Source organism: Aestuariispira insulae, from assembly GCF_003385955.1.
In the GTDB taxonomy this organism is placed as follows: Bacteria; Pseudomonadota; Alphaproteobacteria; order UBA8366; family Aestuariispiraceae; genus Aestuariispira; species Aestuariispira insulae.
Genome location: NZ_QRDW01000003.1, coordinates 141563 through 167975, shown reverse-complemented (window position 1 = coordinate 167975; position 26413 = coordinate 141563). Strand labels below are relative to the sequence as shown.

Below are 26413 nucleotides of genomic sequence, written 5' to 3'. Positions count from 1 at the left end.
TCTTATTTTGTGTTGTTTCATAATATCTTAAGAAGAGTCATATGCGAAATTTCCACAGTGCTGATTTGCCAATTCTATTCCTTGGGATGGAATCGTGGACAAAATTTAATCCCCACTACCCCCTGCGACATAAACAACAACAAATCTTTTTAATAAATTATATAAATGATAGGGATGGGTAACTTCGAGGGCCTGAGTCCTTGATCAAAATTCAAAGTATTTTTCCCCGGGGATCCAACGTGACAAAGACAGTGAAACCTTTTCTGGCAGCCCTTCATGGTGAAACACAGGCGCGGCCACCCATTTGGCTCATGCGCCAAGCCGGTCGATATCTCGAGGAATATCGGGAAGTCCGCAAAAATGTCAGCGGTTTTCTTGAACTTTGCTATACCCCTGAGTTGGCTTGCGAAGTGACATTGCAGCCAATCCGGCGCTTTGGTTTTGATGCTGCAATCATGTTTTCAGACATTCTGGTATTGCCCGATGCGCTTGGACAGGAAGTAACTTTTGTTGAGGGTGAAGGGCCCAAACTGGCGCCTATTCGCAATGGCAGTGATCTTTCCAAGCTTTCCGCTGATTGGATCCATCAACGGCTGGAACCGGTTTATGAGGCCATAACCCTAATGAAACAGCGCTTGCCGGACCAAACGGCGCTCATTGGTTTTGCAGGTGCGCCCTGGACGGTTGCCACCTACATGATCGAAGGCGGCAGCAGTAAGGATTTTGCCAATACCAAGGCCTGGGCCTTTCAAAACCCCAACAGTTTTCAGGATCTGATCAATCTGGTGGCAGACGCAACAGCCGATTATTTATGTGCCCAGGTCGATCAGGGTGTGGAAGCGGTTCAATTGTTTGACAGTTGGGCAGGTGTTTTGCCGGAAGATGCGTTTGCACGCTGGGTTATTGAGCCAACCAAACGAATTGTGGACCGTTTCAAACAGCGTCATCCGGACATACCGTTCATTGGCTTTCCAAGGGGAGCCGGTATCAATTACCCGGCCTATGTGGAAGCAACCGGGGTGACCGCAGTCGGTCTGGATACCACTGTGCCGACAAAATGGGCGGCTGAGACCCTTCAGAAGAAATTGCCGGTCCAGGGCAACCTGGATCCGCAGGTGCTGCTTGCCGGTGGCGATATGCTGGATCAATCGGTTGGCCGTATCCTGGAAAATCTGCAAGATGGGCCATTCATCTTCAATCTGGGCCACGGGATCATCAAGGAAACACCGGTATCCCACGTGGAGCGGTTGATGAATCTCGTCCGCGGCCGGGTTTAAGTTAAATTCAGGGGAATCAAACGGAAATGACCAGCAGGAAAACCGCTATTGTGCTTTTCAATCTGGGCGGGCCGGATCGATTGGAAGCGGTAAAACCGTTTCTTTTCAATCTGTTCCATGATCCTGCGATTATTTCCGTACCCCAGCCGATGCGTTGGTTCCTCGCCAAGCTGATTTCCAGCCGGCGGGAGAAAACCGCGCAGGAGATTTATGCCGAGATTGGCAATAAATCACCGATACTGGAAAATACCCAGGCCCAGGCCAGGGCTCTGGAAGCCCAGATAAACGGGATGACTGACCAGCCGTTGGGGGAAGTCCGCTGTTTTATCACCATGCGCTATTGGCACCCCATGTCGGATGAAACAGCTGCGAAAGTACGCGACTGGGGGGCGGATGAGGTGATTTTGCTGCCGCTTTATCCGCAATTTTCCACCACCACCACCGGCTCTTCCTATCAGGACTGGATGCGCGCGGCGCACAAGGCTGGATTGAAAGCACCAACCCGTCTGACCTGTTGTTATCCGAAGGAACCGGGTTTCGTGGCAGCGGTTGCGGATAAAATTCACAAAAAACTGGCCGAGTTGGAGCCGGGACAATCAAACAATCTCAGGATCCTGTTTTCTGCCCATGGTTTGCCCAAGAAGGTGATTGAGAAGGGAGACCCCTACCAGGAGCAGGTGGAAACCACAGTGGCCTCAGTGGTCAATTATATGGCCGAGAAGGCTATTGGACCAAAAGAGCTGGATTACCAGGTTTGTTATCAGAGCCGGGTCGGCCCGCTGGAATGGATCGGTCCCAGCACGGAAGATGAGATCGCCCGGGCCGGTCAGGATGATGTTGGCCTGGTGGTCGTCCCAATTGCCTTTGTTTCCGAACATTCCGAGACATTGGTGGAATTGGATATCGAATATGCCGAGTTGGCCCGGGAAAACGGGGTTGGCACCTATCTCAGGGTCGGCACGGTTGATAATCATGACGACTTCATAGGCGGGTTGGCCGGGTTGGCCCTCGATGCATCAAATTGGGAAAACGGCCGTGTGGATTGTCAAAAGGGCGGATATTGCTGTGGCAATCAATGGTCTGGCTGTATTAGAAATTCATAAAAACAAAATCTTCGGGATCATTGTTCATGTATGACATCATCAAGGCACTTCATGTGATTTCTGTAATTGCCTGGATGGCGGGTCTGTTTTATCTGCCGCGGTTGTTCATTTATCACGTGAGCGCTGAAAAGGGATCCGACAAATCGGAAACCTTCAAGGTGATGGAACGGCGGCTGCTGCGGGCGATTATGAACCCGGCTATGATGGCGACCTGGGCCTTTGGGCTGTTTCTGCTGATTGATGGCAATTGGATTGTGGATGGCTGGGCCCATGTGAAACTGACTGCCGTTGTCTGTATGACCGGTTTTCATATGGCCTGCGCCCGGTGGCGCAAGGCTTTTGAGAATGACGAGAATGCGAAATCGGAGAAATTTTTCCGCATCGCCAATGAAGTGCCGACTTTTTTGCTCTTCATCATCATTTTCATGGTGATCGTTAAACCCTTCTAAACCTTTGGCCTGTTAAGGTTGATTTGTAGACAGGTTTCAGGGCCGTTTTTTGTTGCAGGGAGGCAACAGTGATCCGGCGAAGCAAATTAACCCCTTTGACAGCTGTAAAAGGCTCCTGTATTGGATGATTGTGCCGTGTGACGCGGCAGACCATCCTCAATTTCGTGCCCAGCCCGGCACAGATCCTGCGTAAAGATAAAAAACTTTCTTAAGTTCCCTCTCCCAGGATCCCACGCTCCATTTCTGAAGCAATCTGACGATATTCCCATGCATCTGAACGAACTCAAGTCCAAACACCCGGCCGAAATGCTCGCTTTTGCTGAAGAGCTGGAAGTCGAAAATGCCAGCACCCTTCGCAAACAGGAACTGATGTTTGCCTGTCTGAAAAGACTGGCGGAAAACGACGTTGCCATTTTTGGTGAAGGGGTTTTGGAAGTGTTGCAGGACGGCTTCGGCTTCCTCCGCTCTCCGGAATCCAACTACCTGGCAGGCCCTGACGATATCTATATCAGCCCGAGCCAGATCCGGCGTTTCGGTTTGCGCACCGGCGATACGGTCGAAGGCCAGATCCGCGCCCCAAAAGACGGCGAGCGCTATTTCGCCCTGCTGAAAGTGAACACGGTCAATTTTGATGAGCCGGAGAAAGTTCGCCACCGGATCAATTTCGACAACCTGACGCCGCTTTATCCTGATGAAAAGCTGGGTATGGAAATCGAAGGCGATGATGACAAGAAAAACAAAGACCTGTCGACCCGCGTGATCGATCTGATCGCGCCGATCGGCAAGGGCCAGCGCGCCCTGATCGTGGCACCGCCGCGCACCGGTAAAACGATGCTGATGCAGAATGTCGCGCACGCAATTTCCAAGAATAACCCGGAAGTTTATCTGATCGTTCTGTTGATCGATGAACGGCCCGAGGAAGTGACCGACATGCAGCGCTCCGTGCGTGGCGAAGTGGTCTCCTCCACCTTTGACGAACCCGCCCAGCGCCATGTCCAGGTTGCGGAAATGATCATCGAAAAGGCCAAGCGCCTGGTTGAGCATAAACGCGATGTTGTGATCCTGTTGGATTCCATCACCCGCCTGGCACGTGCCTACAACACGGTTGTGCCCTCTTCGGGTAAGGTTCTGACCGGTGGTGTGGATGCAAATGCCCTGCAGCGCCCGAAACGTTTCTTTGGTGCGGCCCGAAACATTGAAGAAGGCGGATCCCTGACCATCATTTCGACCGCGCTGGTGGATACCGGCAGCCGCATGGATGAGGTGATCTTCGAGGAATTCAAAGGTACCGGTAACTCTGAGGTGATCCTGGACCGCAAACTGTCCGACAAACGGACCTTCCCGGCGATCGATATCACCAAGTCCGGAACCCGTAAGGAAGAATTGCTGGTGGATAAGGGCACGCTCTCCAAGATGTGGGTGCTGCGCCGTATTCTTATGCCGATGGGGGTCACCGACGCGATGGAATTCCTGCTTGGCAAGATCAAGGATACCAAAAATAACGACGATTTCTTCGATTCCATGAATCAGTAGGAAATCAGTCTTCTAAAAAAAAGACCGCCCGGAATAGTTACTCTTTCCGGGCGGTTTCTTTTTTGGTGAATTAAAAGATTATTATTTGATTGTCAGGGTAAATTCCTCTGTTGAGGTGACATCAACATTCAGGATTCCGCCTTTATAGCGGAGATATTCTCTTGATTTAAGGATATGGCCGTTTTCCATATCGAGGATCTGGTACCCTTGGATTGAATGGCTGTCTGAATTGCCAGATATCTTGAACAATAGAGCTTTCCGTCCGTCAAACAGGACTTCTCCAGCAAGCGAGAGCATGCCCGTAAGCTCTTTCCCAATGAGTGTCCTGCTAACTTGCTTATGAAAGGTAGGGGAAAAACCGCTGACGGGAAAAGGATAGAGGTCCGCTGGGGTTTCCGGGTTGGATTGATCCCGGCGTGGCTGAAACAAAACCAGTCGACGGGTGTTGTCCACCTGGTCCGTTTCTGCATCTGCACCGGAATAGTTTACTTTCATCACTTCACCATTGGATGACACCAATTCATTGATGTTCAGATCATAGGAAAATGGTTTGCCATTGAAACTTCCTGAAGAAATTTTGGTTTCGATCCGGACATTTCCATCTTCCTGCTCACTGCTAACCTTCGCATGATAGTAGCGTTCTTCGTCCGAGAGCTGGGAACTGCCTGTCTTTGCAATGAATCTGGATCGAATGCTGAGGTCACTCTCCGGAATTTCTTTGAATTCTATTCTGATGAGCTGACTTAAAGGAGAGATTTCGCCGGGATAGGAAAATTCCGTTTGGTCAGCTTTGCCGCTGGGCGTTTGGCAGGCTGTCAGGCCCGATACCATCAATGTGGCCATAAGGGCGTAGATTTTCTTCATGATGAGCAACTTTGATTGGATTGAAATAACAGCGTTGGGGAAGGAAGTGTTCTGACTTAAGAACTATTATCGTCTCGTTGAAGGAATGAAAACTACTTATACCGGCTGCAAATGAAGTTTTGTGTTCAATTGAGGACTTATTTTATCGACGTAAGATGGATCATAAGCCATCCGTAATCGGTCTGTACTTCTACTCTCACCGGTAGCGGTAGCGGCGCCTTTTCCGGTTTGGCGATGAAAATCATGCGATTGCGCGGGTTCTGGCCCATCCGTGACGGGTTTTTGATAAAACCGCCGAGCCGTTCGACTTCCAGTGCGCATTTTTTCGCAGGCCCTGAATAGCTGCTTTAGTCAGAAGGCTTGATCACGGTTGTACCAGCATCGCTCATATGGATACGGTAATGACGCCGACCGTCATAGATCTCGCGTTCAGCAGCGCAACCGTTTCCTTGCAGTTTCAGCGCCAGGTCCAGGATGGTGCTGATGGGGTCGTAGGTATCCTTTACCGCGTCCGGGTCCACCTCTGTCACTTCCGGGGCATCGTCCTGTTCGGTTTCAAGAAGTTTGGTAACCAAAGGTCCGTTTTCAGGGTCATAGTCCAGTCGGATTTCCCGTTTCCGTCCTTTCCACTGCCCTTCATTCTGGTGATAGTCCGGAATCAGCCCCTGATTGGTTATCCTCCCCGCGCTGACGGCGGAGCCTTCCCAGCCGATGAAGAGATCAAACATACCCCGGGATTGGCCCGTTGCTTTGATGAGGTAATCCTCGGTCCCTCTTTCCAGCAGCACGGAGGAAGAGACAAAATGCATCCCGCCGAAATAAATCTCATATTCTAGCGATAATTTCTGACCGGATGCAGCATGAGGCAGGGCAGTACCAAGCAGGGCGACAGCACAAAAAAGGCCGTTCCGAAGATGGTGATGGATTCTGGACGGGACATTCATTTGGCGTGACCCTCCCTGACCGGTTCACCTGATCCTACCTCAGGATTTAATCGCGTGGAATGGAATTCACCGTTTTTACGTCAGAGACCGGATGCCGGATCAGGACGTGGAAATCTGTTTGCAATTGTTGGGCCTATTATGGGGAGAGAAAAAGAGTGCCGCTGGTGCATAACCCAGCGGCACTCTTGGTCATCTTAGACGGTGAAAACAGTCGATCCGGTGGTTTCACGCGCCTCCAGGGCCCGATGGGCCTCCGCCGCCTCGCTCAGCGGATAGGTCTGGTTCACATTGATGGAAAGACCTTTATCAACAGCTGTGAACAGGCGGTCCGCCGCCGTCAGCATTTCATCATGTTTGGCAATGTAAGCCATCAGGGATGGTCTGGTGAAATAGAGCGACCCCTTGGCGGAGAGGATGCCCGGATCAAACGGGGGCACCGGCCCGGAGGCATTACCGAAGGATACCATCATGCCGCGCACAGACAGGCTGTCCAGGGACGCTTCAAAAGTATCCTTGCCAACGGAATCATAAACAACCGGGACGCCGGCACCGTCGGTGATCTCGCGCACGCGCTTTGCAATATCCTCCTGCTTGTAGAGGATAACATGATCCGCGCCATGGGCTTTTGCCAAGGCGGCTTTTTCTTCCGAACCGGCGGTGCCGATCACTGTTGCACCCAGCTGTTTCAGCCATTGGCAGGCGATGAGACCAACCCCTCCGGCGGCTGCGTGGAAGAGAACTGTATCCCCGGCCTTTACCGGATAGGTGCGGTGGATCAGATATTCCACGGTCATGCCCTGCAGCATCATGCCGGCAGCCTGGATATCATCAATGCTGTCCGGCAGCTTGACGATGGCTTTCGCCGGGATCAGACGGGCTTCGGCATAGGCACCGATCGGCGGACCGGCATAAGCAACACGGTCACCGGGGGTAAAGCCCGTGACCCCTTCCCCGACGGCTTCCACCACACCAGCGGCTTCCAGACCGATCCCACTTGGCAGTTCCAGGGGATATAAGCCGGTCCGGTGATAGACGTCGATATAGTTCAGGCCAACGGCGGTTTGTTTCAGGCGGACCTCACCGGGTCCGGGCGCGCCCACTTCCACCTCGTCAAAGGAGAGGACTTCGGGGCCGCCGGTCCGGTGTAGTCGATAAGCTTTTGTCATCTGTATATTTGTTCCCTGAAAAAGTTGTTTCACTCTACTTGAGGGCTGACAGAGCCTTTTCAAGGTCATTGATCTTGGTGATCGGTGCGGAGCAAACCGGTCCCTGACACAGATAAAGGGTTGCCTTGCCATCGATCATGGCTTTGCCATGGGCCGGATGGCTGTCGGGCAGTTGCCGATCGGGGCCGGTGAAATCAAGAATGTTCAGCGGTAGGGAAGCCGAAGAAATAGCAGAAATAAAGGATTTTGCCGTCGGATCCGTCGGATCACCCGCCAGTACCATTTGGATCGGGTTCTCGAGAAACTCAGCTCCGGTGAGCAGGTTGGAGAAGCTGAAACCGCGCTGATTCAACTCGCCGGAGAAGGTCGTTATGATCTCTTCAGCGCGTTCCCGGTAAAGAGTTTTTCCGGTCAGGCAATAGAATGCGGTTAAGGCTTCCACCAAAATGCCGTTGCCGGAGGGGACGGCCTGGTCCATAGCTGTTTTCGTCCGGCAGATGAGATTGGTCACATCATCTGCGGTCAGGAAATAGGCTCCATTGGGATCATGATAATGGGTTTCGATGATTTCGAACCAGTTTTCCACGTGATCCAGATAGGTGGTTTTTCCCGTGGCCTGGTAAAGGGCGATGGCAGCCTGCATCATATGGGCATAGTCATCCAGGATCGCGGTATGTTGGGCGCGGTTATCGCGCCAGCTATGCAACAGGCGTTTTCCTTCCATCATATGATTGAGGATGAACTGGAAGGCATGATCCGCCGCATTGATCCATGATGGTTGATCAAAAACCCGACCGGCAAATGCCAGTGCCTTGATAGTCATGCCATTCCAATCGACCAGGACCTTGTCATCCTTGCCGGGCCAGACCCTCTTTTCCCGAACGGCCAAGAGTTTTGCCCGCAGCGGAGCCATGTGCTTTTCCTGATCCGGACTGTAGGGCCGGCTCTCGCTAGACAGGCGATTGAGGATATTCCGCCCTTCGAAATTCCCGGCAGCGGTCACGTTGTAGAGTTTTTTGAAGGCTGGCGCATCCTTGCCCAGGATCCCATCTATTTCTACTTCTTCCCAGACATAAAAGAGGCCCTCTTCCCCTTCGCTATCGGCATCAAAACTGCTGGCAAATCCGCCTGTCTCTTCCAGCATATCACGCAGGAGAAAGGCAATGGTCTCTTCAATTCGGCTGGCAAAAAGCGGTTGCTTTGTTTCCTGCCATGCCAATGTCAGCAATTCAATCAGTTGGGCATTGTCATAGAGCATCTTTTCGAAATGTGGGATCAGCCATGCCTCATCCACGGTATAGCGGGCAAATCCCCCGGCCAGATGGTCATATATCCCGCCGTGACACATGGCTTCCAAAGCCTGCAATACCGGCGCGGATAACTTTTTATCCCCGGTGCGTTTGCCGGCATACCACAGCTGGCGCAGCAGGCTGGCTTGCGGGAATTTTGGCGCGCTGCCAAAACCGCCGTGGTGAGCATCAAAATGCGGCAGGATGCTGTAGGCGATCTGGTCCCTCTCCAGCCGTCCCGGCATATCGCCGTTCCGGGGCGTGGATAGTCTCTCCAGGCCGCCCCGTAAAGAGGAAACATTGGCAGTAATTTTGTCCGGTTCCAGCTGGTAAGTCTGGGAAATGGCGGTAAGAATATCGGGAAAACCGGGACGGCCCCAGCGCTGTTCCGGCGGAAAATAAGTGCCACCCCAGAAAGGTTCGCCATCGGGTGTTAGAAACATCGTGAGGGGCCATCCTCCCTGCTCCCCCATCATGGCAAGCGCGGATTGATAAATGCTATCAATATCCGGTCGTTCTTCCCGATCTACTTTGATATTGATGAAATGGCGGTTCATCAGATCAGCGATAGCTTGGTTTTCAAAGCTTTCATGGGCCATGACATGGCACCAATGACAGGCGGCATACCCGACAGAAAGGAGAATAGGCTTATTTTCCGATCGGGCCAGGTCGAGTGCTTTTTCCCCCCAGGGATACCAGTGAACCGGGTTATCCTGATGCTGTAGAAGATAGGGGCTGGTTTCCTGAGACAGCGGATTGGCCATTATGCGCATTCCTGTTCATTAATGTGGTTCGGCAGGGCCGTTTTGAAGCGCCTTATGGCATAGTTATAGAAGATGGCTTAAGCTTTACAAAGGCGTTACAGCGCCGCTGGGAAATTATATCTTTGCATGTATGATCGGGCGAGGCCGGATCCCGATCTTTTCACCTCCAAAGGAGCGCCCGATGAAACTGACCATTGATGTGGATTGCACGCCGGAAGAAGCCCGACGATTTCTGGGATTGCCGGATGTGGCTCCCCTGCAGGACAAGATGATGGCTGAAATGGAACGGCGCATGATGGAAGCCATGGGGGGGATGGATGCGGAAAAACTGATAAAACAGTGGATGGCGCCCGGGTTTGAAGGTACCGCGATGGAAGGAATGGGCAAGATGATGCAATCCTTCTGGAGCCAGATGGGCGGATACCCGAAGGACGAGAGTGGCAAGAAGGGTTAATTCTTCAGCCGAGTCTGGCTTGTGTCCTGCCGGTTCCAGACTATATACAGCGCCTAGATGGTTCAGGCGGTTTCCTGTTGAAAAAATGTGAGTGACGAAGATGGCGCAGACAATTTACGCATTGGCCAGCGGCAAGGGCCGGGCTGGTGTGGCGGTGATCCGGATTTCCGGGCCGGATACCGACATGGTTTTGAACGCGCTGCTGGGGGGTACACTCCCCTCACCCCGAAAAGCGGTCCGGGCCTGGCTGCGCGATCCTGACAATGATGAATTGATTGATGACGGTTTGGTGCTGCGGTTCTGTGCACCGGCCAGTTATACCGGTGAGGATGTGGCTGAGATCCATATTCATGGTGGAAGGGCCATTCAACAGCGACTGTTTCAGGTTCTGGACCGGCAGCCAGGCCTGCGGATGGCGGAACCCGGAGAATTTACCAAACGCGCTTTTGGTAATGGCAAGATGGATCTGACCGAGGCTGAGGGGGTGATCGATCTCATCGACGCGGAGACGGAGGCCCAACGCCAACAGGCGCTGCGTCAGGTCAAAGGAGAGTTGGGTGACCTTTATCATCAATGGGCCGAGCGTATTACTAGGATTCTTGCCTATTATGAGGCGGAAATTGATTTTGCGGACGAGGATTTGCCCGATGATATCGGACAAGAAACCAAGCCACAAATCAGCGAACTAATCGCGCTTATCGACAATCATCTGAATGATAACCGGCGTGGAGAGCGTCTTCGCGATGGTGTTCATATCGCGCTGATCGGTCCGCCGAATGCCGGCAAAAGCAGTCTGCTGAATTTATTGGCTCAGCGAGAAGCGGCGATCGTTTCCGACATTGCCGGCACCACCCGGGATGTATTGGAAGTGCATCTGGACCTGGGCGGTTTTCCAGTGGTGGTTTCCGATACCGCCGGATTGCGCGATACCGACGATGTGATTGAGAAGGAAGGTGTGCGCCGGGCTGTTGAGGCCGCTGAGAGATCGGATATCTGTGTTTTGGTGGTTGATCTGTCAGACCCGACAAATGCTGAACGCGGTGATATTGCGCGTTATATGGAAGTAGCAGATCTAGTTGTATTCAATAAAACAGACCGTACAGATGGCATCTCTGGCCCGTTGGCACCCAAAAACAACGTCAAAATATCTGTGAAGGATGGTTCCGGCGTTTCCGAAATGCTGGCTAACATTGGTAGTTTGGTGGAAAGTCGTTTTGGCTTGACCGAAGCGCCTGTCATCACGCGGGAGCGACATCGATCAGCCCTGGTGGAGGCTCGTGAGAATCTGGCACGAGCACTTACGGCGCCGGAGGTGTCCTTGGCGGCGGAGGATCTCAGAATGGCACTTCGCGCGGTCGGCCGTATCACCGGGCGGGTGGGTGTTGAAGAACTTTTAGATGTCATTTTCCGCGATTTCTGTATCGGCAAATGATAGTGTGAAATTCCAGTGTTTCACGTGAAACATCGTGTGTGGGTTGTTTCCGGTTCGTCTGAGTTTCCAAGCACCGATGTTTCACGTGAAACATCAAGTGTAAAATTATTGGAGTCCGTCGCCAAAGCGGCTTGTGGATAACCACACTTTTCGGTATGTTCCCCGGTCAAGGAACATGTGCGACGGAACCGATTCCAAATGCAAAATAAATGGGATGTGATTGTTGTAGGCGGCGGTCATGCCGGGTGCGAAGCAGCCGCGGCGGCTGCGCGGATGGGGGCGTCCACCCTATTGCTGACTCATCGTTCGGACACAATCGGCGCCATGTCCTGCAACCCGGCTATTGGCGGTTTGGGCAAAGGCCATCTGGTTCGGGAGATTGATGCCCTGGATGGCATTATGGGCCGGTGTATCGACAAGGGTGGGATTCAGTTCCGCATGCTGAACCGGTCCAAAGGGCCGGCGGTTCAGGGGCCGCGTGCCCAGGCGGACCGCAAGCTCTATCTGCAGGCGATGCAGGATGAATTGGCTGGGACCGAAAATCTTGAAATCCGGGAAGCTGCGGTAGAGGATTTTATCATCGATGAAAGTGATGATCGGATCCAAGGGGTGCTGTCCGCTGATGGTGTGGCTTTTCTCGCGCCGACCGTTGTGCTGACTACGGGTACATTCCTGCGCGGGCTGATCCATATGGGGATGGAAAAAATCCCGGCTGGCCGGGTTGGCGATGCACCCTGCATGGGCTTGTCGGCTACATTGGAAAAATATCAGTTTAATCTGGGTCGGTTGAAGACTGGCACCCCTGCTCGGCTGGATGGGCGGTTCATTGACTATTCCATCCTGGACGCTCAGCCGGGTGATCGGGATCCCAGGCCGTTTTCGGATCTGACGGATCGCATCACGACACCACAGATCGATTGCCATATAACCTTTACCAATGCCAAAAGCCATGCGGTGATCCGGGATAATCTGGATAAGTCGGCGATGTATTCCGGCCAGATTGAAGGGACCGGTCCTCGCTATTGCCCATCAATCGAAGATAAGATTGTACGATTTGCCGATAAAGAGCGGCACCAGATTTTCCTGGAGCCCGAGGGGCTCGACGATCATACCGTCTATCCCAATGGTATTTCCACCTCCCTGCCGGCAGAGGTGCAACTGGATTTCCTGCGCACGATCCCGGGTTTGGAAAATGTGGTGATGCTGCAGCCGGGCTATGCCATTGAATATGATTATGTGGATCCGCGTGAATTGAGCCAGACCTTGGAGACTCATAAGTTAAAGGGCCTCTATCTGGCGGGACAGATTAATGGCACTACCGGATATGAAGAGGCGGCTGCGCAAGGATTAATGGCGGGGCTCAATGCTGCGCTCAGCGCCGATGGTCGTGAGGCCTTCATTCTCTCTCGCTCGGATGCTTATATTGGTGTGTTGATTGATGATCTGATCACGCGCGGGACCAATGAACCCTATCGGATGTTCACCAGCCGGGCTGAATATCGGTTGCGCCTGCGTGCGGATAATGCGGACCAGCGCCTGACCCCGCTTGGCCTGGAAATTGGCTGTATCGGTCGGGAGCGTCAAACATTTTGGGCAAGCAAGGAACTAGCTCTGAATGAAGCGCGTTCCCTCGCTAGGTCTTTGAAGGCCAGTCCCAATGAATTGGAAAAACGCGGTTTGACCATCAATAAAGATGGGGTTGTCCGATCGGCGCATGATCTGCTGGCCTTGCCGGAGATGACTGTGGAAAAACTGTCATCGGTCTTTCCGGAACTGGCGGGCATGCGGTTTGATATTGCCGAACAGCTTGAGATTGACGGACGCTATGCCAGCTATATCGAGCGGCAGGAAGCGGATATCCGGGCCTTTAAAAAGGATGAAAATCTCGCGCTGCCCCATGATTTGGATTATTCCCAGGTCGGCGCGCTGTCGAATGAGATGCAACAAAAACTGGGTGATACCCGGCCGGCCACCTTGGGGGCGGCATCGCGTATTCCCGGTGTCACCCCGGCGGCATTGGTCGCCCTCCTCCGCTATGTGAAAAAACAAAAGGCCGAAGCTGCATGACCACTATGACCGCGGATGCGTTCCAGGCACTCACCGATGTTTCATGTGAAACACTGGAGAAACTGAAAACCTACGCGGCATTGTTGGAAAAATGGCAGAAGAAGATCAATTTGGTCGGGCCGAAGACCATACCCGATCTTTGGGAACGCCATATGTTGGATTCTGCCCAGGTCTTTGAACATATCCCCGATACTGTCGAACGGTTGGTTGATATTGGCAGCGGTGCCGGATTTCCCGGTCTGGTTTTGGCTATCCTGGGCGTGCCGGATGTGCACCTGATCGAATCAGATGGTCGAAAATGCGCTTTTCTGAGGGAGGTGGCCCGGGCCACTGACACCCCCGTGACCATCCACAATAAACGCATCGAAACTGTTAAAAACCTGGAAGCTGACGTTTGCACCGCGCGAGCATTGGCTTCTATCAAGGACTTACTGACTTACGCCAAACCCCTGATAAAACCACAAGCTCCGTGTATTTTTCTCAAAGGAAAGCGAATTAAAGAGGAATTGACGGAAGCAAATTATATATGGCATATAAAAGAATATCGAATTCCCAGCCGAACCGATTCGGAAGGCTCGATACTCTTCATAAAGGGGTTTTCAGATGTTCGCGAAATTACCGGAACAGATCACCAAGCCGAATAAGGATGGCAAGGCGCGTATTCTCGCCATTGCCAACCAGAAAGGCGGCGTCGGCAAAACGACGACGGCGGTGAATCTGGCGACCGCCATGGCCGCATGTGACAAGCGTGTACTGATTGTTGATATTGACGCACAGGGTAACGCCAGCACCGGCCTGGGGATTCCGTCTCCTGATCGGACGGTGACATCCTATGACATGATCGTCGGTCGCACCCAGGCGATTGATGGCGTGGTAAAAACCAATGTACCCAATCTGTCCCTCATCCCCAGCGATATGGATCTGTCCGGCGCGGAAATCGAATTGATCGACTATGATCGGCGCGAATACCGCCTGAAGGATTCCCTAAAAAGCGTTGAGAAAGAGTTTGATTTTATTCTGATCGATTGCCCCCCTGCCCTGGGGCTGTTGACCTTGAATGCGCTTTGCGCCTGCGATGCCGTACTGGTGCCGCTGCAATGCGAATTTTATGCCCTGGAGGGCTTGAGCCACCTGATCCGTACCATTGAGCGGGTCAAGCGCGCGTTCAATCCCAAGCTGGATATCCAGGGTGTGGTGCTGACCATGTATGACAAGCGCAATAACCTGAGCGATATGGTGGCATCTGATGTGCGCGAATATTTCGGTGACAAGGTTTATGAAACCGTGATCCCGCGCAATGTCCGGGTATCCGAGGCACCCAGTCATGGCAAGCCGGTCTTGCTTTATGATGTGAATTGCCGCGGTTCGCGCGCCTATATCCACCTTGCCAGCGAAATATTGAAACGCGAGAGGAGGTTGTCCGCATGATGGCTGCTGAAGAAACAAAACGGCGTCATGGTCTGGGACGGGGGCTTTCCGCCCTTCTGGGCGATGATCTGCCGGCTGACAGCGATGTCGGGGAAGAAGCGCTCCGGCTGTCCAAAATGGTTCCTGTCGAATTCCTGAAAGCCAATCCGGATCAACCGCGTAAGCGGTTTGACGATTCCGCGATTGAAGGCCTGGTTAATTCGGTGAAGGAAAAGGGCATTCTCCAGCCGATCCTTGTGCGCCGTCATCCGACCCAGACCAATGCCTATGAGATTGTTGCCGGTGAACGGCGCTGGCGCGCGGCCCAGCGGGCTCAGCTTCATGAAGTGCCTGTTCTGATCAAGGATCTGTCGGATTCTGATACTCTTGAACTGGCATTGATCGAAAACATTCATCGGGAGGATCTTACACCACTGGAAGAAGCTGAAGGTTATCAAAGACTTATCGATGAATTTCAGCATACCCAAGATGCTCTCGCGAAGGTCTTGGGCAAAAGTCGCTCTCATATAGCCAATACGATGCGTCTGCTGCAATTGCCGGACGAGATCAAAAGCATGATTGACGATGGTTTGCTCACCGCCGGGCATGGTCGGGCGCTGATTGGGATCTCCAATGCCGAGGATCTGGCCCATGAGGTGATTAAAAAGGGCCTGAATGTCCGCCAAACCGAGAAGCTGGCCAAGCAGGGCCGACCGGAAAAGGCGCTGAAAAAGATCCGCAAAGCCGTGGATCGGGATCCCAATGTGGAAGCGCTGGAACATTCCCTGGCCGAAAATCTCGGTATGAAGGTTCATATTGAGGATAAAGGCTCCAAAGGAAAATTGACCATCGAATATAGCTCATTGGACCAGCTGGATGAGGTGATTGAGCGGCTGAGTGGCATGCGTGCCGCGGCGGCGGCTGAATCTGATAGTGAAGTTGTTGAAATGTAATTAATAAAACGCTACCGGAACAATATGTGTCTGGTTTCGGTAGCTCCAGTCCCTTGCCAGGGTGGCTGGATAATCAAGACGCATAAATCCAAAACGACAATAACTTAACGCCGCTGTCGCTTCCTTGCGATGGCGGCGGTTTGTTGCAGGGCCCTACCGCAGATAATCTGATCAGGCATACCGGTTTTTTTGCAGTCGGCCTCTGCCTTGAGCAGCAGATCGAGTGCCGTGGCGGAGAGTTTTTTATCCCATAAGCCCAACTGGGCCTTGAACCGGCGTTCCATCTTCCAGAAAATCGGCGGCCGTAGGGATTTCATGGCAGCGTCTACGGGTTTGCCTCCGTCCCGCTCGGCAATCACCTGTTGCAGGCGCAGGATATGGTTGGACATGGAGCGCAGCAGAGCGACCGCATTGGTGCCGTCCGCCCACATCTTTGCCAGGGTGGCATCCACCGTCCTGGCGTCACCATCGGCAGCGGCGTAAATCACGGTATCAATGCCATAGACCGAACTATCACCGGTCGCTTCGATAATGTCATCGATGGCAAGTTCGCCCCCCTCGCCAGCATAGAGCACCAGTTTTTCCAACTCTCCGCGGCTCAGCGCCCGGTCGGCGCCCAGATGGGCCGAAAGATACCCCAGCGCATCTTCAGAAATCCGGATCTGGGCTTTGCGCATGGTGGTTCGAATCAGGGCGTCCAGGGATTGGCCGTCGTCGCTGTAGCAGGGAATGGCGGCACCGGCGGATTTCGACCCTTCAAACGCCTTGCGCAGTTTTGATTTTGCGGCAAGATCGCCGGCGCTAACCACGACCAGGGCATCACCGACTGGATCATCGAGAAAAGCGGTGATGGCCGCAGAGGCCCCGTCGTCGGCATCACGCACCCGGACCACGCGGCGGCCGCCGGTTAGCGCGATTGTTGCCGCCTCATCCAGAATACGACCGGGATCGGATTTGAGGGTTTCTGTGGTCAAGTCAGCAACCAGGAACGGATCGGTAAGGTCAGGCACAACTGATTTCGCGGCAAATTCGGCCCGCTCTCGCACCAAGCCGCCATCCGGCCCATAGATCAGGACAGCGCGAATGGCGGGATCCAGGTTCTTAACAAAATGGTCTGCTTTGCCGGCTGGGATTTTCACAATCTTATCCCAATTCCCCGGATTTTAGGAATGCCGCAACGCGGGCCCTTGCATCTTTGGCAATTTCCCTCAACGAGCGGTGGACGGCATCTTCCTTTGCAACCAAGGTGGCATATTCCGACTGGGTTTCGCTATACCCGCTCACGCGGCTCACAGAAAACTCGATGCTCTCGCCTTGTTTATTCCTTAAGGAAAACCTGGAGGTTACGGTCAGTTTCTGCCGGGTCGTATTATCGTCCCTTGTCACACCGAGGCTTGCGGTCGAGATGGTCAGCTCAGACGATAGAAAATAATTCGGTTTCTGCGGCCGTCCTCGCGGATTGAACCGATCAAGCAGATGATTGTGGAGAATCTGGCCTTCCTTATCGGCGATCAATTCAATCTGCACCTGTTGGAGCAAAAGGCGGGAGTCGGTATCGTTCCCGCCACCATTGCCATAGAGCGGTTTGAAGCCGCAACCAGCCAAGGAGACTAGAATAAGGGCAAATAAGCCCGTTTTCAGTTTATGCCACAACATTGACGATCCTATTGGGGACGACGATTACCTTGCGCGGTTCCTTGCCATCAAGGGCGCGCTGAACATTTTCCTGGGACAGGGCTGTTTCACGGACATCTGCTTCATCGGAATCCATCGGCATTTCAATTTTTGCCCGCATCTTTCCGTTTACCTGCACGCCCAAGGTTACCAATTCATCGACAATCAGGGATGAATCCGCTTGTGGCCAGGGCTGGCTGGACAGTCCGCCGTCATACCCCAGTTCAAGCCAGAGTTCCTCCGCCAAATGGGGCATCATGGGGGCAATCAACTGGGTCAGGGTCTCAAAGGCAAACCGGCGGACCCAGGCGCAGTCTTCGCCCATGCCCTTCAACTCGCCAACCTGGTTGGTGAATTCCCGGATCCGGGCCACGGCACGGTTGAAATGGAATTTTTCCAGATCCCCGGAAATGCCGTCGATGGTTTTGTGGGTTGCACGCAAAATGGCATCTGCCTCTGGAGAGAGGCTGGAGGGCTGTTCGGCCCCTTTGGTAGCCACGGTGCCATCGGATGCCGTTACCATGCGCCAGAGGCGATTTATGAAGCGCCAGGCCCCTTCCACACCGGATTCAGTCCATTCCAGATCACGGTCCGGCGGGCTGTCGGACAGCATGAAGAAGCGGGCGGTATCGGCACCGTAGGTGGCGACGATATCTTCCGGATCGACCACATTTTTCTTGGATTTGGACATTTTGATCGATTGACCGACCTTTACCGGCTCGTCGCTGCCGATCTTCACGGCGTCCTTACCGATTTTCTGGACCTGGTTGGGGAACAACCATTTACCCTGGGTATCCTTATAGGTCTCATGACAGACCATGCCCTGGGTGAACAGGCCGTCAAACGGCTCATCACAGCTCAGATATCCGCATTTTTGCAAGGCCCGGGTGAAAAAGCGGGAATAGAGCAAATGCAGGACCGCATGTTCAATGCCGCCGACATATTGATCGACCGGGAGCCAATAATCGACATCTTCCTTGTTAAAGGCGATTTCTTCATTTCCGGCATCGCAGAACCGGGCGAAATACCAGGAGCTTTCAAAAAAGGTATCGAAAGTGTCGGTTTCACGTTCGGCCGCTTTGCCGCATTTCGGGCAATCGACATGTTTCCAGGTCGGATGGTGGTCCAGCGGGTTGCCCGGCTTGTCAAAATTGACATCTTCAGGCAATTGCACAGGCAGATCCTTGGCCGGCACAGGCACATCGCCGCAGGTGCCGCAACGGATGATCGGGATCGGGCAGCCCCAATAGCGCTGGCGGGAAACACCCCAGTCGCGCAGACGGTAGGTGATCGTGCCTTCACCGTCGCCCTGCTCCTGCAATTTTGCAATAGCCGCGGTTTTGGCATCATCGACACCAAGGCCATTGAGGAAGTCGGAATTGATGATGGTTCCCTCGCCGACAAAGGCCTCGGACCCGATTTCAATCGATTCCTCACCTTTCGGGCAGACAACCGGGGTTACCGGCAGGTTGTATTTGCGGGCGAAATCCAGATCGCGCTGATCATGGGCGGGGCAGGCAAAGATCGCGCCTGTGCCATATTCCATCAAAACGAAATTGGCGACATAGACGGGCAGTTCCCATGCGGGATCGAAGGGATGTTTAACCTTCAGACCCGTGTCAAAACCCAATTTCTCTGCTTTTTCAATCGCTTCCTCGCTTGTGCCAAGGCGATTGCATTCGGCGATAAAGGCCTGTAACGCCGGATTATCCTTGGATAATTCCTCCGCCAGAGGATGATTGGCGGAAACGGCACAGAAGGATGCGCCATAAAGCGTATCCGGGCGTGTCGTGAAAACTTCCAGTCGGTCTTCGCGGCCTTTGAGTTCGAAAAAGACCCTGGCCCCTTCTGACCGGTTGATCCAGTTGCGCTGCATGGTCCGGACTTTGTCCGGCCAACGTTCCAGGGTCTCGATACCGGCCAGCAATTCATCGGCATATTCGGTGATCTTCAAGAACCACTGGGACAGGCGGCGTTTTTCCACCGGCTCGCCGGAGCGCCAGCCCTTGCCGTCAATCACCTGCTCGTTTGCCAGCACAGTGTTTTCCACTGGATCCCAGTTGACCAGGCTTTCCTTGCGGTAGGCCAGGCCCGCTTCCAGGAAATCCAGGAACATCTTTTGTTCATGACGGTAATAGTCAGGTTCACAGGTTGCGATTTCCCGCGACCAGTCCAGGCTCAATCCCAGTTTGGAGAGCTGCGCGCGCATGGAAGCGATGTTTTCCCGCGTCCATTTCGCTGGTGGAACATTATTTTCGATCGCGGCATTTTCCGCCGGAAGGCCAAAAGCATCCCAACCCATCGGATGGAGCACGTTAAAGCCCCGTGCGCGTTTATAGCGGGCAACCACGTCACCGAGAGTATAGTTGCGAACATGCCCCATATGGATCCGACCGGAGGGATAGGGAAACATCTCCAGAACATAGTATTTCGGTTTCGTTTTGTCGGTTTTGACTTCAAATGCCTTCTGGTCCTGCCAGGTTTCCTGCCAGCGGGCTTCGACATCGGAGAAGTTATACTGAACCATGATCGCGCTTAATCCTGCTCAACAAAAGAAGCCGCGGGCCGTTCAATCTAGGCCCACAGCCTGAAAATACAAAAAAATGGACCGGTCTTGTGCCGATCCGGACCGTCGTTTCGACAGTCCCGGCCGTTATTCAACCTGGCCTTGGTCAAAGCTGATCCGCATTTGACGGGCGCGGGTCAGGATCGAGTTTTCCAACTGTGCCGCGGTTTTTTCATTCACCGTGATATTTCGCCAAACGCCGACAGCAACCTGTTGTTGTTTGAAGACCGAAACGCGGATGCCATCTGAGCGCAATTGGCGAGTCAGGATATAGACATTCAGTTTGAAGCGCTCATTCGGTGTTTCCGGCGGGCTGTACCAATCGGTAATGATCACGCCACCAAAGGGATCGACCTGGGAAAGCGGCACAAATGAAAGTGTATCGAGCGATGCACGCCACAGGAAACTGTTGACCGAAACACCGCCGCCGTTGGCGCTGTCACTATCGTTGCTCAGCAGATTGGTTGAGGATAGGCCTTCGCCAAAGAGCTTGCCGGATTGGTCGGCTCTTTTTTCATTTTTGTCCCTGACCGGTTCGACACCTTCATAAGTGCAGGAAGCCATAAAAAGAGTAATGAAAGTCAAAAATAGAATGCGGAAAATCGGCATAAGATTGGGCACCGTTAAAGGGATAAGACAGTTCGGGCCGTATAGTAGCCAAAAAGGATCGGGGGCATCAACTCTTGTTGATGCCCCCGGCCCTTAAAACTCAGACTAAGTTTCTAAAAATTAGAAGCTCAGTTTGGTACCGATTACGAAAGCGGAAGCTTCGTATTCGTCAGCGTTAGCAGCTGCAGAGTCGTCTTCGGATTCGCTGTACTGGAATTCACCGTAAGCAACCAGACCTTCAGCAACGTTGTAGTCAGCGCCGACTACGAATACCTGAGCGTTGTCGGTGCCGTTAGCGCCGTCGTCAGCTTCAGAGTACAGGTAACCGAGGGAAACTTTACCAGCGCCGTAGTTGTAAGCAACACCGAAGTCCCAGGTTTCTGCGCCGGAAGCGGTAGAAGTGGAAGCGATCGGGGTCAGGGTGCTAGCGTTGGAAACAACGGAGTCGAAGTCAGTGGTGTAACCAGCGCCGAAGGAGAATGCGCCGAAGCCAACATTCAAACCAGCCTGCAGACCTTCGTAGTCCTGCTGGTCAGCGTCGTGATCACCGAAGAGGTAACCAACACCACCGGAAACGTTTACGTCACCGAATTCGCCGGAGTAGTTGATGGCGGAAGCAACAATGTTGTCGCGGGTGGATGCGCCGCCAACTTCAGGAGCGTAAGAAACAGCAACCTGGAAACCGGAGAATTTCGGGGAGTAGTAAGCAACTTTGGAATCGTCGCCTTCAGAGGTGGCGAGGTCCGGAGCTACTTTAGCGGTACCGATGTGGGAACCGCGGGTACCGATGGAACCGTCGAAACCAGCAGCGCCAGCCAGTACGTCAGCACCGGTTACAACCTGGTTGTCAATGACGTTGTCGTCCTGACCGATGTGGAAGGTACCCCAGTTACCGGAGAAGTACATGTAGGACTCATCGGTGTTCGGAGCGGAGGAGTCTGCGGTGGAGTTCGGACGCAGGTCCAATTTGTAACCGTAGGTCAGGCCGTTGTCGGCGGTGTTTTCAGCGGTGAAGAAGATCTGAGTGGAAGAACGACCTTCTTTAACGCTCTGATCGTCAACTTCGGTGCCGCCGGAACCAGCGTCGTCGGAAACGAAATCGATTTCGTATTTAGCACCGCCGCTGATGGTCAGTTTAACTTCAGCCATTGCCTGGCCGCTCAGTACGCCAGCTGCGATCAGGGCAGAGGTCGCCAGAAGAGTTTTGCGCATTATTTATCTCCAAAACGTGTGGTCTACGACAATTAAGACCTTGTTCATTCGAAGCACAGCAAGCGATAACCACATCGCATAACCTGCTTCCGCCATCTTAATTACCGGGACTGCTTTCCCACTGCAACGGCGTTGATGGGGGTTTGAGAGCTTTTGAAATCACCTGTGGCAAAATTGCAACAAAGTGTATTCGGGGCAAAACCAGAAGAATTTGCGGGCATTTTGATTGGCCCGGACCAGATTGTGCTTTCGCTTGATCCTGGAAAGGCATTTGTTAGATTGAAACAATCTGGAAAGGTTCTCCAGGGGGGGGGAAGGGCCCTTATGCCGGTTTTTGCCCTGTGATCGAGATCCAACAATCCGACGCATCATATATTAGTATTTATCAGGTGAGGGTGTGATGGCCGAATATGCGGTTGAACAATTGAATGAGGTTGTGGCGGCAATCAATGCCGCAGCGGCTTCGGTTGATCGAGAAACAGCAGAGGTCACGCTCGTGGCGGTTAGCAAGACCTTTGACGCGGATGCCATTCATCCGACCCTGGCCGCAGGCCATCGGGTCTTTGGGGAGAACCGGGTGCAGGAAGCCCAATCCAAATGGCCGGGATTGCGCGCGGCATTTGATGGGATCGAGCTGCATCTCATTGGCCCGCTGCAAAGTAACAAGGTCCGGCAGGCGGTTGAGCTTTTTGATGTGATCGAAACAGTCGATCGCCCGAAACTGGCCCGTGCGTTGGCTTCGGAAATGGAAAAACAGGCAAAGCGTCCGACCTGTTTTATCCAGATCAATACCGGTGAGGAGGATCAGAAGGCGGGCGTCCTCCCGAAGGAAGCGGATGAGTTTATCGCCTATTGCCGGGATGAGTTGAACTTGCCCGTCACCGGTTTGATGTGCATTCCGCCGGTGGATGAGGAACCGTCCCTGCATTTTGCGTTGCTGCGCAAGATCGCCCGGCGCAACGGCCTTACTCAGCTATCCATGGGCATGAGCGGTGACTTTGATGTTGCCGTGCAATTTGGTGCCACCCATGTCCGGGTGGGGTCTGCTATCTTCGGTGCCCGGGACTATTCCACCTGAAGTGGGAAGCGGCCTGGCGGATTAACAACGGATGACCAACTGCGTGCCGGGTCCGCAATGGCCGATGAGTTTGTTTAGATCTTCGATCGGCAAGGCGACACAGCCTTCGGTCGGGCTGAAATCTGGCCTGGCGACATGCATAAAAATCGCGCTGCCACCTGCCGGTATAACCGGATCATCGTTATAACCCAGTTCAATGACAAGATCGTAGAGCCGATCCTCGCGCCACATTTTTTCATGGCTGTGCGGAAAGGGCAGCTTCACCAGGCGGTTATAATCCGGATGGTCGGATGCATCGCACCAGCCGTCATCGGGGGCGATGGCCCGCCCTTCCAGGCCGGTTATCGGTTTTTGGATCCGATCCGCCCGGTAATGGAAACGGCGCATGGGCCATGTACCAACGGGTGTTATGCCGTCCCCTTCCCCGGATTTCGGACCGATCCCGCCGCGCCCCAACGCGCATTTGACCAAATGGCCGTCCGGCATGGTCAATCCGTTGCCATCAACATATATAAGTGATTGGTAATCCATAGGGGTTTCCTGACTCTAGGCCTACTTCAAGAGACATTATTTGCCGCGTCAGTCTAATCTTGCTGATCCATCAGGGCTTGGAAAGCATGGCCTGATATTTTTCCAATGCCGCTTTCATGGCTTCCGGAACATTTTGCAGGGGAACCGGGTCCGGCATGTAGGATGGAACCTGATCATTCTTCGTCCGCTCCGGTTTTTTAATAGGCGCCTGCTGTGTGGAAGCAGCAGTCTGCGGAGCGTTAGGGGCCGATCGCTCAGGCTTGGTGGCTGCGGAAGATCCCGGATTTTCGGTGGAAGTGCCAATGCCAGGTGGTGGATTTTGGCTGTGCAGTTGTTCCTGTCCCAGGGCCCGGCGTCGATGGACCACACGGGCCAGTTGCTGTGCGATATCCGGCGATAATCTGGACCGGGATGACAAAGCCGGGATCGGGTTGGCGGAGGGAGACGCAATCGTTTCCCCGGTTGCCGGTGCGGCAGAATTGGCCGCCATATTCATAGGATTGGCGGGCGCGGGTTCGGGATTGCCGGTTATTGGCACAGGCTTGGGGACCAGATGGCTGAAATCAACGGAACCGGGCGCAATTCCCGTTGCTGGCTGGCCCGCCGCTGCCTGGCTCGGAGCCCGGGCGGTCCGGTTGCCGCCGCTGGCGGTGATGAATGCATTCAATCTGGCCGCCATCTCAGGATCGAGATCAACAATGGCGGATTCGTTGCCGCTTGTTGTAACTGTCGGCTGGGAAACAGCCGTTTCGGTAGCGGTTTCCGTTTCCGCTATCTGTTTGGCCGCTGTGTCTTTTTTGTCATTTGAATCAAACAATGCCAGCATCCGTTCTTCAACGCTGGATCCGGAATGTTCTTCCATGGCATTGACCACAACCGCCCCTGCCAGACCGATGGGGCCGCCATAGAGGGTGCCCCCGGCCATCCGGGCCCCCGGTGAAATTTCATCGCCGGTGACGGCCCGGTAGAGCGAGGATACCAACGGAATATGCTGCAGCGGGTTGATCACGTCCAAGAAATCGGAAAAGGACAGGCCATCCTCACCAAACATATCCTTCCCGTCTACCGGCGTAGGACCCTTGGTATTGGATTGTGTCCCGCTTTTTTCAACGGCTTGAGCATTTGGTGGGGAAAGGCGCGGCGGTTCCGGTGTCATCAGCGACCACGGCGCAGCAATCCGGTCATAGCTTGACGGGCTGTTCAGCATTGTCTCAATCTCCTCGCGGAAAGAAGATGCAAAGCCGGTGCCAAGCGGGGATGATTGCTCACCCTGTATCGTCACGATATAGGGCAAACCCTTGATAAGCGGTTGATTCCACGTTTTACTCTCGCCATGGCCAATTGCCATGGTAAAGTAGCGTCCAATGAAATATGAGAGATATTGCCGTGCGGTTGCAGGTCAAAAGCTGCCGCCGGGAAAATCAGGCTTCTACGGGTGGATGAATGACCGGAAAAAAAATCCTGCTGGTTGATGATGATGACGCGTTGCGCCAGTCGCTCGCAGAACAGCTCCAACTGCATGAAGAATTCCTGACAACGGAATGCGCCAATGCCAAGGACGGTATTGAAAAGGCCAAGTCGGAACATTTCGATGCGGTGCTGCTCGACGTTGAACTGCCTGATATGGATGGGCGTGAGGCCTGCCGCCTGATGCGGCGTAATGATGTGAAATGCCCGATCGTCATGCTGACCGCCCATGATTCCGATTCCGATCAGATCCTGGGCCTGGATTCCGGGGCCAATGATTATGTGGCCAAACCGTTCCGTCTGAATGTTCTGCTGGCCAGGCTTCGGGCGCAATTGCGCACCCATGAGCAAAGTGAAGACGCGGTTTTTGCCATCGGCCCCTATTCTTTCCAACCGTCCCAGAAAATCCTGATGGATGAGGATAACAATCAAAAGGTCCGGCTGACGGAGAAAGAAACCGCCATTTTGAAATATCTTTACCGCGCCGGGGAAAAAGTTATCGCCCGCGATACCCTACTGGGAGAAGTCTGGGGTTATAACGCCGGTGTGACGACCCATACCCTTGAAACCCATGTTTACCGGTTGCGTCAGAAGATCGAGCGGGATCCAGGCAATGCCCAGATCCTGGTGACAGAGCCAGGTGGCTACAAATTGGTGCCGTAAACCATGGTTCTGGGGCAGTAAGCAATCGGGAGGCGGCCTGTAGTGGCTGAGGTAAATAACAATCTGTCCGTTACCTTTTGGGGAACCCGGGGCTCAATCGCCTGTCCCGGGCCAGATACGATCCGCTATGGCGGCAACACCTCCTGCCTGGAAGTGATGTGCGGAAACAAGCGCCTGATCTTTGACGGTGGCACGGGGTTGCCCAACCTGGGGCGCAAAATCATGACCGAGCCGGTGCCATCCGAATTGCCGGTGGATCTTTTGCTGACCCATACCCATCTCGATCATATTGTCGGTATCCCGTTTTTTGCGCCGCTTCATATTCCAGGGAACCAGGTGCGGCTATGGGCGGGGCATCTTCTGCCGAACAGGACGTTGAAACAAACCCTGTCCGATATGATGGCACCGCCGCTATTTCCGATCCCGCCGGAGATTTTCCAGGCGGATGTGGCCTTTCATGATTTCGAGCCCCAGAGCCCGCCAGATGTGGGTGATGGCATCAAAATTCGGACAGCACCGCTTAATCACCCCAATGGGGCAACCGGATATCGTGTTGATTTTGCAGGGAAAAGTGTCTGCTACATCACCGATACCGAACATGTGCCAGGCCGACCCGATCAGAATATCCTGGATCTGGTTCAGGATGCCGATCTGATAATTTATGATTCAACATATACAGATGAGGAATTTGACCGGTTTGTCGGCTTTGGCCATTCCACATGGTCGGAAGGCGTCCGGCTGGCAGATGCGGCTAATGTAGGCCGTTTGGTTGTATTCCACCATGATCCCTCCCATAACGATGTTTTCATGGATGGCATCGCTGCGGAAGTTGAAAAAGTCCGCCCCGGTACGATTGTTGCCAAAGAGGGGGAAACCCTCACATTGTAACAGGCGTCTTATCAGCCCCGTTT

The 26413-nt window shown here is 53.6% G+C and carries 24 protein-coding genes; 13 read left to right on the top strand and 11 right to left on the bottom strand.

Going from position 1 to position 26413, the window contains the following annotated elements:
• Positions 1-239: 239 nt before the first annotated feature.
• The 4 genes from hemE to rho all read left to right on the top strand — a co-directional run bounded on the left by hemE (position 240) and on the right by rho (position 4362).
• Complete coding sequence (gene hemE, locus DFP90_RS09660; RefSeq protein WP_115936505.1) at positions 240-1277, top strand: uroporphyrinogen decarboxylase; 1038 nt, start codon at positions 240-242, stop codon at positions 1275-1277.
• A gap of 26 nt (positions 1278-1303) precedes the next feature.
• On the top strand, positions 1304-2380 hold the full coding sequence (hemH, locus tag DFP90_RS09655) for a ferrochelatase (RefSeq protein ID WP_115936262.1): 1077 nt from the start codon (positions 1304-1306) through the stop codon (positions 2378-2380).
• A gap of 26 nt (positions 2381-2406) precedes the next feature.
• Complete coding sequence (hemJ, locus tag DFP90_RS09650; protein WP_115936261.1) at positions 2407-2829, top strand: protoporphyrinogen oxidase HemJ; 423 nt, start codon at positions 2407-2409, stop codon at positions 2827-2829.
• A 267-nt stretch (positions 2830-3096) separates the two neighbouring features.
• On the top strand, positions 3097-4362 hold the full coding sequence (rho, locus tag DFP90_RS09645) for a transcription termination factor Rho (RefSeq protein ID WP_115936260.1): 1266 nt from the start codon (positions 3097-3099) through the stop codon (positions 4360-4362).
• Between the two features lie 81 nt (positions 4363-4443).
• Here rho and DFP90_RS09640 read toward each other — a convergent pair whose 3' ends face one another.
• From DFP90_RS09640 to DFP90_RS09625, 4 genes are all read right to left on the bottom strand, one after another.
• The gene (locus DFP90_RS09640) at positions 4444-5226 is read right to left on the bottom strand and encodes a hypothetical protein (RefSeq protein WP_147300985.1); all 783 of its coding nucleotides are present in this window, start codon (positions 5224-5226) and stop codon (positions 4444-4446) included.
• A gap of 347 nt (positions 5227-5573) precedes the next feature.
• Positions 5574-6170, bottom strand: coding sequence for a DUF3108 domain-containing protein (locus tag DFP90_RS09635; protein WP_115936258.1), 597 nt, complete (start codon positions 6168-6170; stop codon positions 5574-5576).
• Between the two features lie 194 nt (positions 6171-6364).
• Positions 6365-7336: a quinone oxidoreductase family protein gene (locus tag DFP90_RS09630; RefSeq protein ID WP_115936257.1), complete on the bottom strand. Its 972-nt coding sequence runs from the start codon at positions 7334-7336 to the stop codon at positions 6365-6367.
• 34 nt (positions 7337-7370) lie between these two features.
• Positions 7371-9389, bottom strand: coding sequence for a thioredoxin domain-containing protein (locus DFP90_RS09625; protein ID WP_245957022.1), 2019 nt, complete (start codon positions 9387-9389; stop codon positions 7371-7373).
• A gap of 181 nt (positions 9390-9570) precedes the next feature.
• Here DFP90_RS09625 and DFP90_RS09620 point away from each other — a divergent pair, with 181 nt between their 5' ends.
• The 6 genes from DFP90_RS09620 to DFP90_RS09595 all read left to right on the top strand — a co-directional run bounded on the left by DFP90_RS09620 (position 9571) and on the right by DFP90_RS09595 (position 15702).
• Positions 9571-9843 carry a DUF6489 family protein gene (locus DFP90_RS09620; protein WP_115936255.1) on the top strand — a complete coding sequence of 91 codons (273 nt, stop codon included), beginning with the start codon at positions 9571-9573 and terminating at the stop codon, positions 9841-9843.
• 100 nt (positions 9844-9943) lie between these two features.
• The gene (mnmE, locus tag DFP90_RS09615) at positions 9944-11275 is read left to right on the top strand and encodes a tRNA uridine-5-carboxymethylaminomethyl(34) synthesis GTPase MnmE (protein ID WP_115936254.1); all 1332 of its coding nucleotides are present in this window, start codon (positions 9944-9946) and stop codon (positions 11273-11275) included.
• 198 nt (positions 11276-11473) lie between these two features.
• The gene (gene mnmG, locus DFP90_RS09610) at positions 11474-13342 is read left to right on the top strand and encodes a tRNA uridine-5-carboxymethylaminomethyl(34) synthesis enzyme MnmG (protein ID WP_115936253.1); all 1869 of its coding nucleotides are present in this window, start codon (positions 11474-11476) and stop codon (positions 13340-13342) included.
• The gene (gene rsmG, locus DFP90_RS09605) at positions 13339-13986 is read left to right on the top strand and encodes a 16S rRNA (guanine(527)-N(7))-methyltransferase RsmG (protein WP_115936252.1); all 648 of its coding nucleotides are present in this window, start codon (positions 13339-13341) and stop codon (positions 13984-13986) included. The genes mnmG and rsmG overlap by 4 nt, the downstream gene beginning before the upstream one ends.
• Positions 13946-14770: a ParA family protein gene (locus DFP90_RS09600; protein WP_115936251.1), complete on the top strand. Its 825-nt coding sequence runs from the start codon at positions 13946-13948 to the stop codon at positions 14768-14770. Before rsmG ends, DFP90_RS09600 begins: the two co-directional genes overlap by 41 nt.
• Positions 14767-15702 carry a ParB/RepB/Spo0J family partition protein gene (locus tag DFP90_RS09595; protein WP_245957021.1) on the top strand — a complete coding sequence of 312 codons (936 nt, stop codon included), beginning with the start codon at positions 14767-14769 and terminating at the stop codon, positions 15700-15702. The genes DFP90_RS09600 and DFP90_RS09595 overlap by 4 nt, the downstream gene beginning before the upstream one ends.
• Before the next feature lie 104 nt (positions 15703-15806).
• Here DFP90_RS09595 and holA read toward each other — a convergent pair whose 3' ends face one another.
• From holA to DFP90_RS09570, 5 genes are all read right to left on the bottom strand, one after another.
• Positions 15807-16841 (bottom strand): DNA polymerase III subunit delta, encoded by a 1035-nt coding sequence (gene holA / locus DFP90_RS09590; RefSeq protein WP_115936250.1) that lies wholly within the window; start codon positions 16839-16841, stop codon positions 15807-15809.
• A 4-nt stretch (positions 16842-16845) separates the two neighbouring features.
• Positions 16846-17358 (bottom strand): LPS assembly lipoprotein LptE, encoded by a 513-nt coding sequence (gene lptE, locus DFP90_RS09585; RefSeq protein WP_115936249.1) that lies wholly within the window; start codon positions 17356-17358, stop codon positions 16846-16848.
• Positions 17345-19903, bottom strand: a complete 2559-nt coding sequence (leuS, locus tag DFP90_RS09580; protein WP_115936248.1) for a leucine--tRNA ligase — start codon at positions 19901-19903, stop codon at positions 17345-17347. Before leuS ends, lptE begins: the two co-directional genes overlap by 14 nt.
• 126 nt (positions 19904-20029) lie before the next feature.
• Entirely contained in the window at positions 20030-20506 is a 477-nt protein-coding gene (locus DFP90_RS09575) for a DUF3576 domain-containing protein (RefSeq protein WP_245957020.1), read from the bottom strand.
• A 165-nt stretch (positions 20507-20671) separates the two neighbouring features.
• Positions 20672-21763: a porin gene (locus DFP90_RS09570; protein WP_115936246.1), complete on the bottom strand. Its 1092-nt coding sequence runs from the start codon at positions 21761-21763 to the stop codon at positions 20672-20674.
• A 400-nt stretch (positions 21764-22163) separates the two neighbouring features.
• Here DFP90_RS09570 and DFP90_RS09560 point away from each other — a divergent pair, with 400 nt between their 5' ends.
• Positions 22164-22841, top strand: a complete 678-nt coding sequence (locus DFP90_RS09560) for a YggS family pyridoxal phosphate-dependent enzyme (protein WP_115936244.1) — start codon at positions 22164-22166, stop codon at positions 22839-22841.
• A 21-nt stretch (positions 22842-22862) separates the two neighbouring features.
• Here DFP90_RS09560 and DFP90_RS09555 read toward each other — a convergent pair whose 3' ends face one another.
• Both DFP90_RS09555 and DFP90_RS09550 read right to left on the bottom strand, forming a co-directional pair.
• Positions 22863-23372 carry a L,D-transpeptidase family protein gene (locus tag DFP90_RS09555; protein ID WP_115936243.1) on the bottom strand — a complete coding sequence of 170 codons (510 nt, stop codon included), beginning with the start codon at positions 23370-23372 and terminating at the stop codon, positions 22863-22865.
• A 70-nt stretch (positions 23373-23442) separates the two neighbouring features.
• Positions 23443-24720 carry a hypothetical protein gene (locus DFP90_RS09550; RefSeq protein ID WP_115936242.1) on the bottom strand — a complete coding sequence of 426 codons (1278 nt, stop codon included), beginning with the start codon at positions 24718-24720 and terminating at the stop codon, positions 23443-23445.
• Between the two features lie 95 nt (positions 24721-24815).
• Between DFP90_RS09550 and DFP90_RS09545 the strand changes: the two genes are divergently transcribed.
• Entirely contained in the window at positions 24816-25502 is a 687-nt protein-coding gene (locus DFP90_RS09545) for a response regulator transcription factor (protein ID WP_115936241.1), read from the top strand.
• A gap of 42 nt (positions 25503-25544) precedes the next feature.
• Complete coding sequence (locus tag DFP90_RS09540) at positions 25545-26390, top strand: MBL fold metallo-hydrolase (protein ID WP_115936240.1); 846 nt, start codon at positions 25545-25547, stop codon at positions 26388-26390.
• Positions 26391-26413 lie beyond the last annotated feature (23 nt).